This is a genomic window from Metallococcus carri, from assembly GCF_011440275.1.
Taxonomy (GTDB): domain Bacteria; phylum Actinomycetota; class Actinomycetes; order Actinomycetales; family Dermatophilaceae; genus Metallococcus; species Metallococcus carri.
In genome coordinates, this window is record NZ_JAAOIV010000009.1 from 1 (window position 1) to 15,997 (window position 15,997).

Sequence of the window (15,997 nt, forward strand, 5' to 3'; positions counted from 1 at the left end):
GGTCTACAACCAGCGCCGGCGACACAGCTCGCTCGGCCAAATCAGCCCGATAGCCTTCGAGAACACACTCATCACCGCGGCCGACCAAGCCGCTTAACGAGATGTCCACGAAACGGGGTCAACCCCATCAACCCACGAGGCAGGCGGGAGGTAGGCGGCCCGCTGGAGGGATGCTCCGGCGGGCGCTGAACGGCGGCGCCGCACGCGCCGAAGGCGCCGCTCCCGGTGGGGCGCATCCCGAAGCGGCGCCGCCGCCTCCCGCCACCCAGCGCCGGTGTGAGGCCTCGCAGGCGTGGAGTCGTCGGCGGCGGGGGCGGTTTCGATGCGCTCGCTCGTTCCTCGCTCGCTTACTCAACCGGCGTTGAGGTCAGGGCGGTTTCGATGCGCTCACTCGTTCCTCGCTCGCTTACTCAACCGGCGTTGAGGTTAGGGCGGTTTCGATGCGCTCGCTCGTTCCTCGCTCGCTTACTCAACCACCGAGAGTGCCGGCGCCCAACCATCGAGAATGGCGTTCCTCAAGCAGCAAGCTCTGGGATCTCAACGTGGTCGGGCAGCGGACGGCGATGTCGGCGGATAGCCTCGACGCCATGCCCGAACCGACGGCCTTCGCCGATGTCGAGGACGTGTCCCGCCAACTCGCCGAGGTCGATTACCTCGCCTCCCGCCAGATCGCGACCACGGTCCTGCTGGCCGAGCGGCTGGGTCGCCCGATCCTCGTCGAGGGCCCGGCCGGCGTTGGCAAGACCGCGCTCGCCAAGGCGATGGCGGCCGCCACCGACCGCGAACTCATCCGATTGCAGTGCTACGAGGGCGTCGACGAGGCTCGAGCGCTCTATGAGTGGAACCACGCCAAACAACTGCTGCGCATCACCGCCGAACGCGACGGCGGCTGGGACGAGGTCCGCAGCGATGTCTTCACCGAGGAGTTCCTGCTCCCCCGACCCCTGCTGCGCGCGGTCCGCAGCGAGCGCCCCGTCGTCCTGCTCGTCGACGAACTCGACAAGGCCGACGAAGAGCTCGAGGGTCTCCTGCTGGAGCTGTTGTCCGACTTCCAGGTGACCATCCCGGAGCTGGGAACCGTTGCGGCACAAAGCCGCCCGCTCGTCGTGGTGACCTCCAACGCCACCCGCGAGCTCGGTGAGGCGCTCCGCCGCCGCTGCCTCTTCCTGCACGTCGACTATCCCGACGCCGAGCTCGAGCAGCGCATCGTCCACCTGCATGCGCCCGACCTGCAGCAGGAGCTCGCGACTTCGATCGTGCGGGTCGTCCGCAGCCTGCGCGACGGCAGCCTGCGCAAGCCGCCGTCGGTGTCGGAGACGGTCGACTGGGCGCGCACCCTGCTCACCCTCGGCGCGACCGAACTCGACGAGCAAGTCGTCGGCAGCACCCTCGGCGTGCTGCTCAAACACCAGGACGACATCGAATCCGCCCGTGCCGCAATGAAACTCGACGCCTGATCCGGTATGCCGGACGCCGTCGCCGACCGTCTCGTCGCCCTGGTGGGCGCGATGCGCGAGCACGGGCTGAGCGTCGGCACCGCCGAGACGGTGACCGCCGCCGAAGCGATCAACGTCCTCGGCATGCACGACCGCGCACTGCTGCGCGATGGCCTCGCGGCGACCCTGGTGCGCTCCGGTGAGGGCCGCCCGGTCTTCGATCAGCTTTTCGACCTCTATTTCCCCACCGCGCCCCTGGCTCGCAGTGCCGCCGCATCGGCCGCGGCCGATGTCGAGCAGCTGCGTGCGCAGCTCACCGACGCCCTCGCCCGCAATGACGACGCCGCCCTCGACGCGCTCGCCGCGGCTGCCGTCGAACTGCTCGGCCGGGTGCCGGGCGAGGCGCAGGATCGCGGCTGGTCGTCCGCCCAGACCCTCGATCGACTTGCCCCGCAGCGCACCATCGCCGCGGCCGAGCAGCAGGTGCTGGCCGGAACACCAGCCCCCTCAAGCGCCAGTGAAGGGGCAGGTTCCGGGGACGGTCAGAGGCAAGGGCAAGGCGGCCACTCCTTCACCGACCGCCTCGTCCGCGACGAGCTGCGGGCCGGCGTCGATCGCTTCCGCCAGCGGGTCACCGCCGAGGCTCTGCGCCGCAATACCGCTGTGCGACAACGGGATCGGATCGCGCGCTATGGCGTGCGGGCGACAGCTGACCGGCGCGACTTCCTGCAGATGGGCACTGGAGATCTCGCCGCGCTACGCCGTGAGATCGACCCGCTCGCTCGCAAGCTCGCCACTCGCCTCGAGCAACGCCGCCGGTCCGGTCGCGGCGAACTCGACATCCGCCGCACCCTGCGTGCCTCGATGGCGACCGGCGGCGTGCCCATCGATCCGGCCTACAAACACCGCCGTCGTCATCGGCCCGATCTGGTCGTGCTCGCTGACCTCTCCGGCTCGGTCGGCGGGTTCAGCTCGTTCACCATGCTGCTCATGCAGGCGCTGCAGGGCGAATTCCGTCACCTGCGGCTCTTCGGCTTCGTCAGCAGCACCGCCGACATCACCGACGCGGTCCGCACCGCACCGACCGGCGTCTCCCTCACCTCCTGGGCGTTGCGCTCCGCCCCGCTCACGACGCTCGGCAGCTCCAGCAGTTATGGCGGCGCACTTACCTCGTTCGAGCGTGACTTCCCGGGCGCCGTCGGTCCACGCTCCACCCTGCTCGTGCTGGGAGACGCGCGCACCAACCATGGTGACCCGGCGCTCGGCATACTGTCCGATCTGGTGCACCGGGCGCGGCACGCGGCCTGGCTCAACCCCGAAGCCGAACGCTCCTGGGGCGCAGGCGATTCGGTCGCCCACCTCTATCGCCGGATCATCCGAATGCACGAATGCCGCAATGCGGCCCAGTTGCGCCGATTCGTCGCCGCGACCTTGCCGATCTGAGTTGTATGCCGACCGCTGGGCGCCTTGCCGATTCACGGCGTATGCCGACCGCTGGGCGCCTGTCGGTGATACTGGTGCTCGTGCGTCGTTTCCTCGTCACCGCTCTCGCCGTCGTCACCGCGCTCGCCCCCGCTGCGCCGGCGATGGCTGCGAACGATCCGGTGCTGGGACGCACCACGGCGACCCTCGGCAGCTCCGGCAATGGCCCGGAGCTGGGCCTGGACAGCTACCGGGTGTCCTTGCCCGACGATGGCAGCCCACGCACCTTTACCGTCTCGCGCAGCAAGCTGCCCAACCTGCGCGTCGCTGTCGTCACCGACGAGCGCGAAGGTGACGCCCTCTTCGCCACGGCCACCCACACGGTGAAAGTCGATATCGACCCGACGAGCGCGCCGGACAACAGTTGTGACAGCCAGACCTCGACGCTCAACACGGACCAACCCCTCGGGCTGATGCTCACGATGGCGGGATCGGCCACTGCGCCCAAGGACGACCGCGACGGCTTCGCCTACGGCGAGTGCCTCACCACCCCGTCGTGGAAGGTCACCATCACCCACAAGGGCGTCGGCTCGGGCACTACGCCAGCCGAGATCGACCTGTTCAGCGAGCCGCGAGCGGCAGGCAACACCGGCCCGAAGGTCACCGAGGCCCAGCGCAGCGCGATCAGCGCGCCGAAAGGCAAGGACAACGGCACCGTCACCGGAGGCACGGCCTTCCTCGACGCCACGACACTGACCCCGGGCAGCTACACCTTGTCGCAGAAGATCGGCACCGTGCAGACCTTCCGGGTCCGGTTGACCTGGGGTCAGCGGCTGGCGGTCACGGCCCAGGCTCCCCCACCGGGCTCCAATATCGGTCGGCCGATCGATATCGCAGCGGAGCTGTTCCTCCGCTCACCCCAACGGGTCGACATCACCTCGTCCGGCAGCGACACCTACGCCACCACGTCGCTCTCGGCCAACAACACCGAGAGCAAGACCTTCGGCAGCTTCACGGCACCGGTCGAATACACCAACCGTGCCAACACCGAGTTCAAGGGCGATGTGACCGGCAACGCTCTGCAATACACCTCGGAGGCGGGGTGGTACTACGTCCTCGTCTCTCTCATGCCGCAGTCCAAGGACGACAAGATCACCGGCGTCCCCGACCTGCCGATGACCCTCAATGTCGCGGTCACGGGCACCCCGCATGCCGGCCCGGACTACGTGACGACCACGGGCGCCAAGGTGGCTCAGCCTGCGGCCGGGCAGATGTCGCTCGGCCAGGGCACGGACACCGGCCCGAAGATCCCGTGGATTCGCTTGCTGCTCAGTGTGATCGCGATCGCGCTGGCCGCGGCGGCCTTCTGGTGGGCCCGCCGCCGGACGGCCTGAGCTAGTCGCTGGTCGCCGACCAGAGGTAGGTGCCCTCGCGCACTGCGCACACCCGCTCGACGCCGTTCTGGTCCGGCTCGGTCGTGCCGACATCCGACCAGCTGCAGTTGGCGCCGAGGCGGGCTTGACCCGGGGTGCCGGACGGCCCGCCGCCGGGCAGCCAGATCGCCAGGAGTGCGGCGACGGCCGCCAAGGGTGCGGCGACCATGGCGATCTTGCGCCGGTCGATCGTGCGTCGACGACCGCCACCCTGGATCAAGGTGCGGGTGCGCGCGTGCGCGACGAAATCACCGGCCGACTCACCCAGCGGAGGCAGGGCCGGACGGACGTCGACGTCCCGCTGGTCGCGCCAGGCCAGCGATGGATGGTTCAGCCGGTCCACCGCCGCGAGCGCTGTCGGCGGGCGGCCCGCCGGGTCGGGGTCGGCCAGGTCGACGAGCAACTCCCAGAGCGGCGCGGGCGTCCCCGGCGGCATCGGTGGCAGGTCGCCCCGGTCATCGCGCACTTGAGCGCGCGGCTTGTGCCCGGTCAGCAACTGCAGCCCGACCATGCCGGCGGCATACAGGTCCTGCCGCGGCTCGGGGTCATAACCGCGCATCTGCTCCGGCGGGATATAGCCCGGCGTGCCCATCACCAGCGTGCTGCTCGTCAGCCGGGGCGCGTCCATCGAGATCGCGATGCCGAAGTCGGTCAGCCACAGATGCGGCCGGCCGGTGCCGGTCGGGCTGAGCAGCAGGTTGGCCGGCTTGACGTCGCGGTGCACGACTCGCTGCTCATGCACGGCGGCGAGCCCTTCGAGCAACTGCCGCAACAACTCGGCGACATACAGCGGCGGCAGCGCACGATGCTGTTTGGTCAGGTCCGCGACCGAGCCGCCCTCGACGAGCTCCATGGTGAGCAGCACCCGGTCGTCCGCGCCGGCCCAGCCGAGCGGCGTGACGACATTCGGGTGGTGGATCCGCATGCCCTGCTCGCGCATGAACCGCAGCAATGAGCCGGCGTCGGACTGGCGCAGCACCTTCGCCGCGACGATGCGGGTGTCGCGCAAATCCGCGGCCCGCCATACGCCGCCCATGCCACCCTCACCGATCTGATCGATGAGCTCGTATCGGCCCGCGAAAATCTCGCCCATCCGTGCCGACCTCCCACGCGGTATGACGGGTGCTCGGCCCAGGTTGCCCGAGTCAGCGGCAGTCTAAGCGCGATCCGTCACGGATATTTCGCCGGCAGGGCGCAGTCGGGGTCGGTGCTCACCGCGCAGGTCGTCAGCGACACGCTGCTCGCCGAGAAGGAATAGTTGACCGTGCCGGTTCCCGCGGTGATCGCGCCGGTGCCGCTGGTGATGCCGGTGTTGAAGCAGGCGCGGTAGTAGCACTGGGTGTTGAAGCCGTTCAGGCCAACGAAGATCGCGGTGAAGGTGAAGCAAATCGCGGTCGGATATTTCGGCGTGTATGACGTGAAAGCGCCGCCGCCATTCGGCATTGGAATCGAGCCCACCACGGTGAAGGTGGAGGTGAAACCACTGAGCTGGCCGATGGTGCCGGTGCCGCTGGTCGCGCCGACCGTGTAGTCGTTGGTCGCGCCGGTGTTCCAGTAGATCCGCCCGCCGGTGCCGGCGATCGTGTACGCCGGATTGAACAGGTTGAGATATTGCGTGCACGCCCCGGTGTCGAGGTTGAACACCAAGCTGCCGGTGCCAGTGCCTACACCCCCGGTGGTCGCGACCTGCAGGCTGGAGGAGCCGATGCTGCCGACCTTGAGGCAGTTGCACATGGACGACCCAGAAGCCGCGGCCTGGGCGGCCGGCGCGCCGACCGCGAGCGCCGGCACGGTCCAGGCCAGCCCCTTGGCGAGCGTGCGGCGACTCGGCCGAGTGTCCATGCTCGAGGAATGACTCACGTGCCGGCCTCCGACCTTCGATAAGAAGTTTGCGTGTTCGCGCGAAGACGAGGTTATCGGCAAATCCACCCTTCTTTCTAGAGTCTGCCCGAACTGAAAAAGAAGACCGGAGCCCGAAGGCTCCGGTCTTCTCATTCCGCGATCAGCCGTCGAAGGACGCCGGGTCCGGCCCGAGGCGCTTGCCCTGATCGAGGCCGGCGATCGTGGCCAGGTCCTGCTCGGACAGCTCGAAGCCGAAGATGTCGAAGTTCTCCGCAATCCGCGAGGGCGTCACCGACTTGGGGATCACCACATTGCCGAGCTGGATGTGCCAGCGCAGGATCACCTGAGCCACGGACTTGCCGAGCCGGTCGGCAATCTCCACCAGCTTCGGGTCCTGCAGCACCTCGCCGCCCTGGCCGAGCGGGCTCCACGCCTCGGTGGCGATGCCGTGCTCGGCGTGGAAGGTGCGCAACTCCTGCTGCTGCAGCAGCGGGTGCAGCTCGATCTGGTTGATCGCGGGCCACTCCCCCAGCTCGTCGTGCAGTGCGGTCAAGTGGTCGGCGTTGAAATTGCAGACACCGACCGCACGGATGCGGCCCTCGTCGCGCAGCTTGAGCAGCGCGCGGAAGGTGTCGACATACTTCCCGCGCGCGGGAACCGGCCAGTGGATGAGGTAAAGGTCGAGCGGCCGGTCGCCGAGTTGCAGCCGCTGCGCCGACTTCTCGAAGGCGGCGATCGTCTCGTCATATCCCTGGTCGTCGTTCCACACCTTGGTGGTCAGGAAGATCTCGTCCCGCGGCACGGAGGTCGCCGCGAGCGCGCGGCCGACGCCGTCCTCGTTGCCGTAGATGCGGGCGGTGTCGATGCTGCGGTAGCCGGTCTTCAGGGCGGTGTCGATGGCCCCACCGACCTCGTCGTCCGGCACCTGCCAGACGCCGAAACCGAGCTGCGGGATCGTCACATTGCCGGTGCCGGCGGCGAGCGAGACGGTCGGGACAGTGTCAGGTGAGTTCTGGTCGGTCATACCGTCGGCAACTCGCCGCGCCGCCCGGTTGTTCCGCCTTCACCCCGGACTGTGGCCCGCACCACACGCCAGTAGAGTCTGCGCCATGCCTGAACTGCGCAAGGTCCTCATCGCCAACCGCGGGGAGATCGCGGTCCGCATCGCCCGGGCGTGCAAGGACGCCGGCATCGCATCGGTCGCGGTATATGCCGAGCCGGACCGGGACGCGCTGCATGTCGCCGTCGCGGACGAGGCCTACGCCTTGGGCGGATCGACCCCCGGTGACTCATATCTGGTGCAGGACAAGCTGATCGAGATCGCGCAGCAGGCGGGCGCCGACTCGGTGCACCCCGGCTATGGCTTCCTCGCCGAGAACGCCGACTTCGCCCAGAAGGTGCTCGACGCCGGCCTGATCTGGATCGGCCCCTCCCCAGCGGCGATCGACGCGCTCGGTGACAAGGTCAAGGCCCGGCATATCGCCACCAAGGCCGGCGCACCGCTGGTGCCCGGCACCAAGGACCCGGTGAGCGGCGCGGACGAGGTGGTCGCCTTCGCCGAGGAGCACGGGCTGCCCGTGGCGATCAAGGCGGCGTATGGCGGCGGCGGGCGTGGCCTGAAGGTCGCCCGCACGATCGAGGAGATCCCCGACCTCTACGAGTCGGCGGTGCGCGAGGCGGTCACCGCCTTCGGTCGTGGCGAGTGCTTCGTCGAACGCTTCCTGGACAAGCCCCGCCACGTCGAGACCCAGTGCCTCGCCGACGCCCACGGCAATGTCGTCGTGGTGTCCACCCGCGACTGCTCGTTGCAGCGCCGCAATCAAAAGCTGGTCGAGGAGGCGCCCGCGCCATACCTCACCGACGAGCAGCACGCCGAACTCGTGCGCGCCTCGAAAGCCATTCTGCGAGAAGCGAATTACACCGGGGCCGGCACCTGCGAGTTCCTCGTCGGCCAGGACGGCGCGATCTCCTTCCTCGAGGTCAACACCCGGCTGCAGGTCGAGCACCCGGTCTCCGAAGAGGTCACCGGCCGCGACCTGGTGCGCGAGCAGTTCCGCATCGCCGCCGGCGAACCGCTCGGCTACGACGACCCGCAGCCGCACGCCCACTCCTTCGAGTTCCGCATCAACGCCGAGGACGCCGGCCGCAACTTCTTCCCCGCGCCCGGCACCGTCACCACGCTGCAGCTGCCGAGCGGACCCGGTGTGCGCGTGGATTTCGGTGTGCGACAAGGCGATACGGTCGCTGGCGCGTTCGACTCGATGCTCGGCAAGATCATCGTTACGGGCGCGACCCGGCAGCAGGCGCTGGAGCGCTCGCGGCGCGCGCTCGCCGAGACGGTCGTCGACGGTATGCCGACCGTGCTCCCCTTCCATGCGGCCGTCGTCTCCGACCCCGCCTTCGCGCCGGAGGGCGACTCGCCGTTCACCGTGCACACCCGCTGGATCGAGACCGAATTCGACAACCAGATCCAGCCGTATGCCGGGGCCGCCGCCGAGGGTGAGCCTGCGCTACCTCGGCAGACGGTCGTCGTGGAGGTGGGTGGCCGCCGGCTGGAGGTCTCCCTGCCCGGCGACCTCGCCCTCGGTGGAGGCGGTGCAGCGGCCGGCCCGAAGAAGGCGCCGAAGCGTCAGCGCGGTGGCGGTGGTGCCGCCGCGGCCTCCGGCAACTCGGTCACCGCGCCCATGCAGGGCACGATCGTCAAGGTGACGGTCGAGGACGGCGCCACCGTCAAGAGCGGCGACACAATCGTCGTGCTCGAGGCGATGAAGATGGAGCAGCCGATCACCGCGCACAAGGACGGGACGGTCACCGGGCTGAAGGCCGAGATCGGTCAGACCGTGACGGCCGGGTCGGTCATCGCCGAGATCGCCGACTGAGCAGCCGCCCGGACGAGGCGGTCGACCTCCCGCGAGTCAGTCGTCCTGCGCCGCCAGTGAGTTCATCACCATCTCGACGGTGGTGCGGACGTACTCGCGGCGTTGCGAGGCGGGCTCGGCGAGGGCGGAGACGATGACACCCTCGAGGCTGGCGACGACCGTCTGCGCCCGCCGCTCGGCATGAGGCTTGTCGGACTCCTCCAGCGCCTGCTGCACGATCGCGGTCAGCTGGCGTCGCCCGCGCAGCGAGGACTCCCTGAGCGAGGAGGTGCGCACGCCCTCCAACTGCAGTTCGGTCATCGTGACGATCAGGTCGGGGCTGCGAATCCAGCGCACGAGCAACTCGGTCGTCGCCTCGATCGCGGCCTGGGTGTCCTCGCCCTTGCCGGCGAGCGACTCGGCCACCGCCTGCACGTCGCCGGTCACGACCGCGGCGACATGATCGGTGAGGGCGGTGAGCAACGCCAGCCGGGTGCGGAAGTAGACCGAACAGGTGCCCTCGGGCACATCGGCGGCGCGGTCCACCGCGCGGTGCGTCAGGCCACGCAGCCCGTGTTGGCCCACCACTGCGATCGCGCAGTCGAGGAGCAGTTGCTGGCGTTGCTGGGCGCTGGAAGTCGTCGTGGTCATCACCGCGAAGCGTGCCACACCTGGCGCCCCCGGGTGCAGCAGGCGCACCAGGTCGGCCTAGATTCGTGATTCCACCTCGACCATCGAAGGACGCCGATGCACTGGGCCAACCTGATCCCGCTGCTGATCTTCACCGCCGCCGTCGTGGGCTTCTTCCTGCTCGTGCGGCCCCGGCTGCGCGAGGCCCGACGGCGGCGGTGGGCCGACGCCGGCCTGCTGCCCGAGCAACTCGACCCCGAGGGCGAGCGGCTGCGCCGGGCCGAGGCCGAGCGCGCCCGGCGGGACGCCGACCACGGGCGGGACGCCGGCCACGGACCCGGCTGAGACCGGCATACGGCAGGGAGAGAACAAGAACGAGGCGGCACCCCGTGCGGGGGGTGCCGCCTCGTTGGCGTGCGGGGATCAGTTCGCGAAGGCGTGCTGTCCCAGGTCGCGGTAGTAGCTCACGAACGGACGCTGCTGCGCGAGGCGCTCGCGGCGGTTGCGGGCGAAGAACTGGTAGGTCCAGACGCCCACGGTCGCGGCGGTGATCGCCAGGGCGATCGCGACGATGATGGTGAAACCGACGAAGAACGTGGTGATCGAAGCCATGGGCTTCATCCCTTCTACATGTGTAGTGGTCTGATGGGTAAGACACTACGCCTGTAGTGGTGAGGGTGCAAATCGGGATGACGTGAACTGCGTCACGCGGTATGACGAGGCGTCAGATGTCGGTTTCGTGCAGCCGGCGAGCGGCCTCGGCGATCGATCCGGTCATCGACGGATAGACCGAGAAGGTCGAGGCGATCTGGTCCACGGTGAGGCGGTTTTGCACCGCCAGACCGATCGGATAGATCAGCTCGGAGGCCTGCGGGGCCACCACGACTCCCCCGACCAGGGTGTTGGAGCCCGGCCGGGTGATGAGCTTGACGAAGCCGTCCTTGATGTTGCGCATCTTGGCGCGCGGGTTGGTCGACAGCGGCAGGGTGACGATGCGCGCCTCGATGCGGCCCTCGTCGATGTCCTGCTGGCTGTAGCCGACGGTGGCGATCTCGGGGTCGGTGAAGATATTGGCGCAGACACCGCGCAGGTTGAGCGGTGACACCGCGTCGCCGAGCGAGTGCGCCATCGCGATGCGCCCCTGCATCGCGGCGACCGAGGCGAGCGGCATCACGCCGGTGCAGTCGCCGGCGGCATACACCCCGGGCACGGAGGTGCGCGAGACGCGGTCGACGACGATGTGACCGGAGTCGGACAGCTCGACGCCGATGTCGTCCAGGCCGATGTCCTTGGTCTGCGGGATCGAGCCGACCGCGAGCAGCGCGTGCGAACCCTCGACCTGGCGGCCGTCCTCAAGTGTGACGAGCACACTGTCACCGCGGCGCTCCACCGCGGTCATCCGGGAGCGGTTGAGGACCTTCATGCCGCGACGGCGGAAGACGTTCTCGATCACGGTGGCGGCGTCGGCGTCCGAGCCGGGCAGCACCCGGTCGCGCGAGGACACCAGGGTCACCTCGCTGCCGAGGCCGAGATAGGCGTGCGCGAGTTCGGCACCGGTGACGCCCGAGCCGACCACGATGAGCTTTTCGGGGAGTTCGGCGAGGTCGTAGATCTGCTGCCAGGTGAGGATGCGCTCGCCGTCCGGCTGCGCGGTCGCCATCACCCGCGGGCGCGTGCCCGTCGCAACGAGAATGACGTCGGCGCGCAGCTCCTCGTGCCCGGTCTCGGTGATCGCCTCGACCGTCGACGGGCCGAGGATCCGGCCGGTGCCGTGGATCACCCGGCCGCCGACACTTTCCACCTGGGCCTTGATGTCGTGGCTCTGCGCCTTGGCCAGGTCGAGGATGCGGGAGTTGACCTCGCGCATGTGCGCCTCGGCGTGCTGGTCCTCCTCGGTGCCCTCGAAACCCACGCCGAGCCGGCCCGCCGCCGCGAACCGGGACATGAAGTCCGAGGTCGCGATCAGCGTCTTGCTCGGGACACAGTCGGTGAGCACGGCGGCGCCGCCGAGGCCCTCCTTCTCGATGACCGTGACCTGCGCGCCGAGCTGCGCTCCCACGAGTGCCGCTTCATAGCCGCCCGGCCCTCCGCCGACCACGACTACCTGCTTCTTGCGTCCCGTCACGGCCTTCATCCAATCATGTCGCCGGCCGTTAGCCTGGCCCGGTGACGCAGAACCCAGCCACCTTCGAGGACCCCTTCGAACTCGCCGGCCGCGCGGCCGCCGCCATCCGGGAGCGTTCGGGCGTCGACCGGCACGATGTGGCGCTCGTCCTCGGCTCCGGGTGGGGCGAGACGGCGGACCGGATCGGTCAGACCGTCGCGACCATCGACAACACCGATGTGCCGGGCTTCACCGCCGCGGCCGTCGCGGGGCACACCGGGTCGATGCGCTCGATCCGCATCGACGGCTCCGGCAAGCACGCCCTCGTCTTCGGCACCCGCACGCACTTCTACGAGGGCCGCGGCGTGCGCGCGGTCGTGCACGGCGTGCGCACCGCGGCAGCGCTCGGCGTCCAGACGCTGGTGCTGACCAACGGCTGCGGCGGCCTGCGACCGGAGTGGGCGCCGGGCACGCCGGTGCTCATCAGTGACCACCTCAACCTCACCGCGGCCTCGCCGCTGGAGGGCGCGACCTTCGTCGACCTCACCGACCTGTACTCCACGCGCCTGCGCGAGCTGGCCCGGCGGATCGACCCGCAGCTGCCCGAGGGCGTCTACGCCCAGTTCCGTGGGCCGCAGTACGAAACGCCTGCCGAGGTGCGGATGGCCGGCATCCTCGGAGCCGACCTGGTCGGTATGTCGACCGCGCTGGAGGCGATCGCCGCGAGGCAGGCCGGCCTGGAGGTGCTCGGCATCTCGCTGGTCACGAATGCCGCTGCGGGTGTGAGCGACCAACCCCTCTCGCATGCCGAGGTGATCGACGCGGGCAAGGCCGCCGCCGACCGCTGCGCCACCTTGTTGTCGGCGATCGTGAAGGAACTGTGAGCGTGGACGCCGACCTGCGCTCGCGAGTCGAGGCCTGGATCGCCGACGACCCCGACCCGGTGACCCGGCAGGAACTGTCCACGCTGCTGCGCGAGGACGCCGCCGACGAGCTGGCCGACCGCTTCTCCGGCCTGCTCGAGTTCGGCACCGCCGGGTTGCGCGGCGCGCTGGGCGGTGGACCGCACCGGATGAACCGGGTGGTGGTGATTCGCGCGGCGGCCGGGCTCACGGCATACCTGCAGGAAAGCCTCGGTCGCGCGGACGTGACGGTCGTGATCGGGTATGACGCGCGGCACAACTCCGATGTCTTCGCGCGCGACACGGCCGCGGTCGTGACTGCGGCCGGCGGGCGAGCGCTCGTGCTGCCGCGCCCGCTGCCGACGCCGGTGCTCGCCTTCGCCATCCGTCACCTCGGCGCCGACGCGGGCGTGATGGTCACCGCCAGTCACAACCCGCCGCAGGACAATGGCTACAAGGTCTACCTCGGCGACGGGTCGCAGATCGTGCCGCCGGCCGATGCGCAGATCGCCGCGTCGATCGACCGCTTCCCGCTCGCCGCCGGCATCCCGCTGGCGCAGGACGGCTGGGAGACCGTCAGCGACGACCTGGTCGAGGACTATCTCGATGCCGTATGCCGGGTGGTCACCCCCGAGGGCCCGCGCGCGTTGCGCATCGTGCACACGGCGCTGCACGGCGTGGGTTCGTCGATCGCGCTGGATGCGTTGCGGCGCAGCGGTTTTGGTGAGGTGGTGAGCGTCGCGGAGCAGGCCGAGCCGGACCCCGACTTCCCGACCGTGGCCTTCCCGAATCCCGAAGAGCCGGGCGCCATCGACCGGGCGCTGGAGACGGCGCGCCGCCACGACGCCGACCTGGTGATCGCCAATGACCCGGATGCCGACCGGTGCGCCGCGGCGATCCGCGACGGTGCCGACTGGCGGATGTTGCGCGGCGACGAGGTGGGCGCGCTGCTCGGGCACCACCTGCTGAGGGGTGGCGTGCCGGATGATGCGGTCTTCGCCAACTCGATCGTGAGCTCGCGGCTGCTCGCGGCAATGTCGCTCGCCGCGGGTGTCGAGCACCACGAAACCCTGACCGGGTTCAAGTGGATCAGCCGGGTGCCGGGACTGACCTATGGCTACGAGGAGGCGCTCGGCTATTGCGTCGACCCGGCGTCGGTGCGCGACAAGGACGGGGTGAGCGCGGCGCTGCTGCTCGCCGAACTCGCTGCCACCCAGCGCGCGGCGGGCCGCTCGCTGACCGACGTCCTGGATGACCTGGCCGCGGCGCACGGCTGGCACCTGTCGGACAGCTTCTCGGTGCGGGTCGACGACCTGGCGGTGATCGGCACGATCATGAGCCGGCTGCGTTCTGACCCCCCGAAAACCCTTGGTGGACAACCGGTTTCGCGCTTCGATGACCTCGCTGAGGGATCGGCGGCATTGCCTCCGACCGACGGTCTGCGGTGGTTCACCGCCGACGACACCCGGGTGATCGTCCGGCCGTCCGGCACCGAACCCAAGCTCAAGGTCTATCTCGAGGCGATCGGTGCCGACCGGGCGGAGACCACCGCTCGGCTGGCCGCCACCCGGGCCGACCTGGAGTCACTCACCCGCCCCTGAAGGACGGCACCTCACCACCCGAGCGGGCACATTTCACCGCCCGAGCGGGCAGTTTTCGCCACCCGAGCGGGCAGTTGTCGCCACCCGATCGGGTAGTTGTCACCGCAGGAACCACACCGCGATCAGCACGACAGCGAGCGCGAGCACGACGAGCGGCGCGACTGCCGGGCGACGGACCGCGCGGGCCTCCTGCTCCGGTATGCCGCCGCTGCTCACCGCCCGCTCGTAATCCTCCTTGGCGGCCCGGATCGCGCTGGCGACCGCACCAGCCGAGGCGGCGCGATGCTCGGCGACGACCTCACCGGCTGCGCCGGGTGCCGACGTGGTCGGCAGCACCCGTGGGCCGAGACCGCCGGCCGCGCTGCCCGCCATACGTCCCTTGGGCCGTTGGGCGCTCACGGCCCATGACCCGAAGGCCCGGTCGTCGGGCGTGACCACCTTGAGATTCCACCGCTCCTCGAGCATCGAGACGGCCGGCCAGCTGATCAGCACGTCCCGCACCAGATTGCGCAGCAGCACTCCATCGGGCGCGAGCTCGACCGCGGGCCGCACCAGCACCACCCAGGCGATGCCGGCCCCGGCGATCAGCGGCAGCGCGGCACCGAGATTGTGATCGGCGAAGACCGACAGTCCGACGAAGAGCACCAGCACCGCGATGAGCAGCCAGCCGGTGATCAGGGCGCCGCGTTGCCGGAAGACCCGACGAGGCGTAGCGGGGCGGTCAGGTCGGCGGAGCGGGTTCGGCACGAACGCTAGGCTGCCCTGGTGAGCGCATCATCTGCAACGTCGCGTGCCCTGGTGAGCGCATCCGCCGCCCCGTCCCGCGCCCGCGAGCTGCTCGGAGTCTCGGCCCTCACCAACAAGGCGTTGACCAGTTGGCTGCACGGCTTGCCCGGCATCGACGCGGTCGGCTGCGAGGGACGAGCCGCGGCGCTCAGCACCCGGTCGATCAAGACCGACGCCAAGGCCTGGGCGATCGACACCGCGATCTCGATGATCGACCTGACCACCCTCGAGGGCGCCGACACCCCGGGCAAGGTCCGGGCGCTCTGCGCGAAAGCCGTGACGCCCGATCCGGTCGACCCAACGACGCCGCGTCCGGCCGCGATCTGCGTCTACAACGACCTGGTCGGCATCGCCCGAGAAGCCTTGGGCGACAGCGGGATTCACGTTGCCGCCGTCGCGACCGCCTTCCCTTCGGGCCGTGCGAGCCTCGAGGTCAAGCTGGCCGACACCCAGGACGCCGTCGACCTCGGGGCCGACGAGATCGACATGGTGATCGACCGCGGGGCCTTCCTCGCCGGCGACTACCGCACGGTCTTCGACCAGATCGTCGCGGTCAAGGAGGCCTGCGGCGAGGCCCATCTCAAGGTCATCCTCGAGACCGGCGAGCTTGCGACTTACGACAACGTGCGGCGCGCGAGCTGGCTGGCGATGCTCGCCGGCGCCGACTTCATCAAGACCTCGACCGGCAAGATCTCCCCCGCGGCCACCCTGCCGGTGACCCTGGTGATGCTCGAGGCCGTCCGCGACTGGCGTGACCTCACCGGCGTGCAGATCGGTGTCAAACCCGCGGGTGGCATCAAGACCACCAAGGACGCGCTGAAATATCTGGTCACCCTCAACGAGATCGCCGGCGAGGACTGGCTGACCCCGCAGTGGTTCCGGTTCGGCGCGTCCAGCCTGCTCGGCGATCTGCTGCAGCAGCGCCGCAAGCTCGCCACCGGTGTCTACACCGGCTCCCGCGACGTGACGATCGACTGAGAGGC

General features: G+C 69.7%; 15 protein-coding genes. 8 read left to right on the forward strand and 7 right to left on the reverse strand.

The features are described 5' to 3' along the window. The first annotated feature begins 587 nt into the window (after positions 1 to 587). From G9U51_RS12070 to G9U51_RS12080, 3 genes are all read left to right on the forward strand, one after another. Positions 588 to 1,457, forward strand: a complete 870-nt coding sequence (locus G9U51_RS12070; RefSeq protein WP_171715611.1) for an AAA family ATPase — start codon at positions 588 to 590, stop codon at positions 1,455 to 1,457. A 6-nt stretch (positions 1,458 to 1,463) separates the two neighbouring features. Next, positions 1,464 to 2,879: a VWA domain-containing protein gene (locus G9U51_RS12075; RefSeq protein ID WP_166197192.1), complete on the forward strand. Its 1,416-nt coding sequence runs from the start codon at positions 1,464 to 1,466 to the stop codon at positions 2,877 to 2,879. Positions 2,880 to 2,959: 80 nt separating this feature from the next. Beyond that, positions 2,960 to 4,252, forward strand: coding sequence for a hypothetical protein (locus G9U51_RS12080; RefSeq protein WP_166197193.1), 1,293 nt, complete (start codon positions 2,960 to 2,962; stop codon positions 4,250 to 4,252). Position 4,253: 1 nt separating this feature from the next. Here G9U51_RS12080 and G9U51_RS12085 read toward each other — a convergent pair whose 3' ends face one another. The 3 genes from G9U51_RS12085 to G9U51_RS12095 all read right to left on the reverse strand — a co-directional run bounded on the left by G9U51_RS12085 (position 4,254) and on the right by G9U51_RS12095 (position 7,157). Beyond that, positions 4,254 to 5,384, reverse strand: coding sequence for a serine/threonine-protein kinase (locus tag G9U51_RS12085; RefSeq protein WP_166197194.1), 1,131 nt, complete (start codon positions 5,382 to 5,384; stop codon positions 4,254 to 4,256). A 77-nt stretch (positions 5,385 to 5,461) separates the two neighbouring features. Beyond that, positions 5,462 to 6,133 (reverse strand): hypothetical protein, encoded by a 672-nt coding sequence (locus G9U51_RS12090; RefSeq protein ID WP_166197195.1) that lies wholly within the window; start codon positions 6,131 to 6,133, stop codon positions 5,462 to 5,464. Between the two features lie 160 nt (positions 6,134 to 6,293). Further along, a complete protein-coding gene (locus tag G9U51_RS12095) occupies positions 6,294 to 7,157 on the reverse strand; it encodes an aldo/keto reductase (RefSeq protein ID WP_166197196.1) in 864 nt (287 codons plus the stop codon). An 85-nt stretch (positions 7,158 to 7,242) separates the two neighbouring features. Between G9U51_RS12095 and G9U51_RS12100 the strand changes: the two genes are divergently transcribed. After that, on the forward strand, positions 7,243 to 9,012 hold the full coding sequence (locus G9U51_RS12100) for an acetyl/propionyl/methylcrotonyl-CoA carboxylase subunit alpha (RefSeq protein WP_166197197.1): 1,770 nt from the start codon (positions 7,243 to 7,245) through the stop codon (positions 9,010 to 9,012). A gap of 36 nt (positions 9,013 to 9,048) precedes the next feature. On the opposite strand, the gene G9U51_RS12105 is transcribed toward G9U51_RS12100, so the two are convergent. After that, positions 9,049 to 9,642, reverse strand: coding sequence for a TetR/AcrR family transcriptional regulator (locus G9U51_RS12105; RefSeq protein ID WP_166197198.1), 594 nt, complete (start codon positions 9,640 to 9,642; stop codon positions 9,049 to 9,051). Between the two features lie 96 nt (positions 9,643 to 9,738). Here G9U51_RS12105 and G9U51_RS12110 point away from each other — a divergent pair, with 96 nt between their 5' ends. After that, on the forward strand, positions 9,739 to 9,966 hold the full coding sequence (locus tag G9U51_RS12110) for a hypothetical protein (RefSeq protein ID WP_166197199.1): 228 nt from the start codon (positions 9,739 to 9,741) through the stop codon (positions 9,964 to 9,966). Positions 9,967 to 10,044: 78 nt separating this feature from the next. On the opposite strand, the gene G9U51_RS12115 is transcribed toward G9U51_RS12110, so the two are convergent. Then, on the reverse strand, positions 10,045 to 10,233 hold the full coding sequence (locus G9U51_RS12115; RefSeq protein ID WP_166197200.1) for a hypothetical protein: 189 nt from the start codon (positions 10,231 to 10,233) through the stop codon (positions 10,045 to 10,047). 112 nt (positions 10,234 to 10,345) lie between these two features. Further along, positions 10,346 to 11,755 carry an NAD(P)H-quinone dehydrogenase gene (locus G9U51_RS12120; protein WP_166197201.1) on the reverse strand — a complete coding sequence of 470 codons (1,410 nt, stop codon included), beginning with the start codon at positions 11,753 to 11,755 and terminating at the stop codon, positions 10,346 to 10,348. A 32-nt stretch (positions 11,756 to 11,787) separates the two neighbouring features. Here G9U51_RS12120 and G9U51_RS12125 point away from each other — a divergent pair, with 32 nt between their 5' ends. Beyond that, positions 11,788 to 12,609 carry a purine-nucleoside phosphorylase gene (locus tag G9U51_RS12125; RefSeq protein ID WP_166197202.1) on the forward strand — a complete coding sequence of 274 codons (822 nt, stop codon included), beginning with the start codon at positions 11,788 to 11,790 and terminating at the stop codon, positions 12,607 to 12,609. Between the two features lie 2 nt (positions 12,610 to 12,611). Continuing rightward, positions 12,612 to 14,228, forward strand: a complete 1,617-nt coding sequence (locus G9U51_RS12130) for a phospho-sugar mutase (RefSeq protein ID WP_328823457.1) — start codon at positions 12,612 to 12,614, stop codon at positions 14,226 to 14,228. A gap of 99 nt (positions 14,229 to 14,327) precedes the next feature. Here G9U51_RS12130 and G9U51_RS17470 read toward each other — a convergent pair whose 3' ends face one another. Next, a complete protein-coding gene (locus tag G9U51_RS17470; RefSeq protein WP_166197204.1) occupies positions 14,328 to 14,975 on the reverse strand; it encodes a PH domain-containing protein in 648 nt (215 codons plus the stop codon). An 18-nt stretch (positions 14,976 to 14,993) separates the two neighbouring features. Here G9U51_RS17470 and deoC point away from each other — a divergent pair, with 18 nt between their 5' ends. Further along, on the forward strand, positions 14,994 to 15,992 hold the full coding sequence (gene deoC, locus G9U51_RS12140; RefSeq protein ID WP_328823458.1) for a deoxyribose-phosphate aldolase: 999 nt from the start codon (positions 14,994 to 14,996) through the stop codon (positions 15,990 to 15,992). Positions 15,993 to 15,997: the final 5 nt, after the last annotated feature.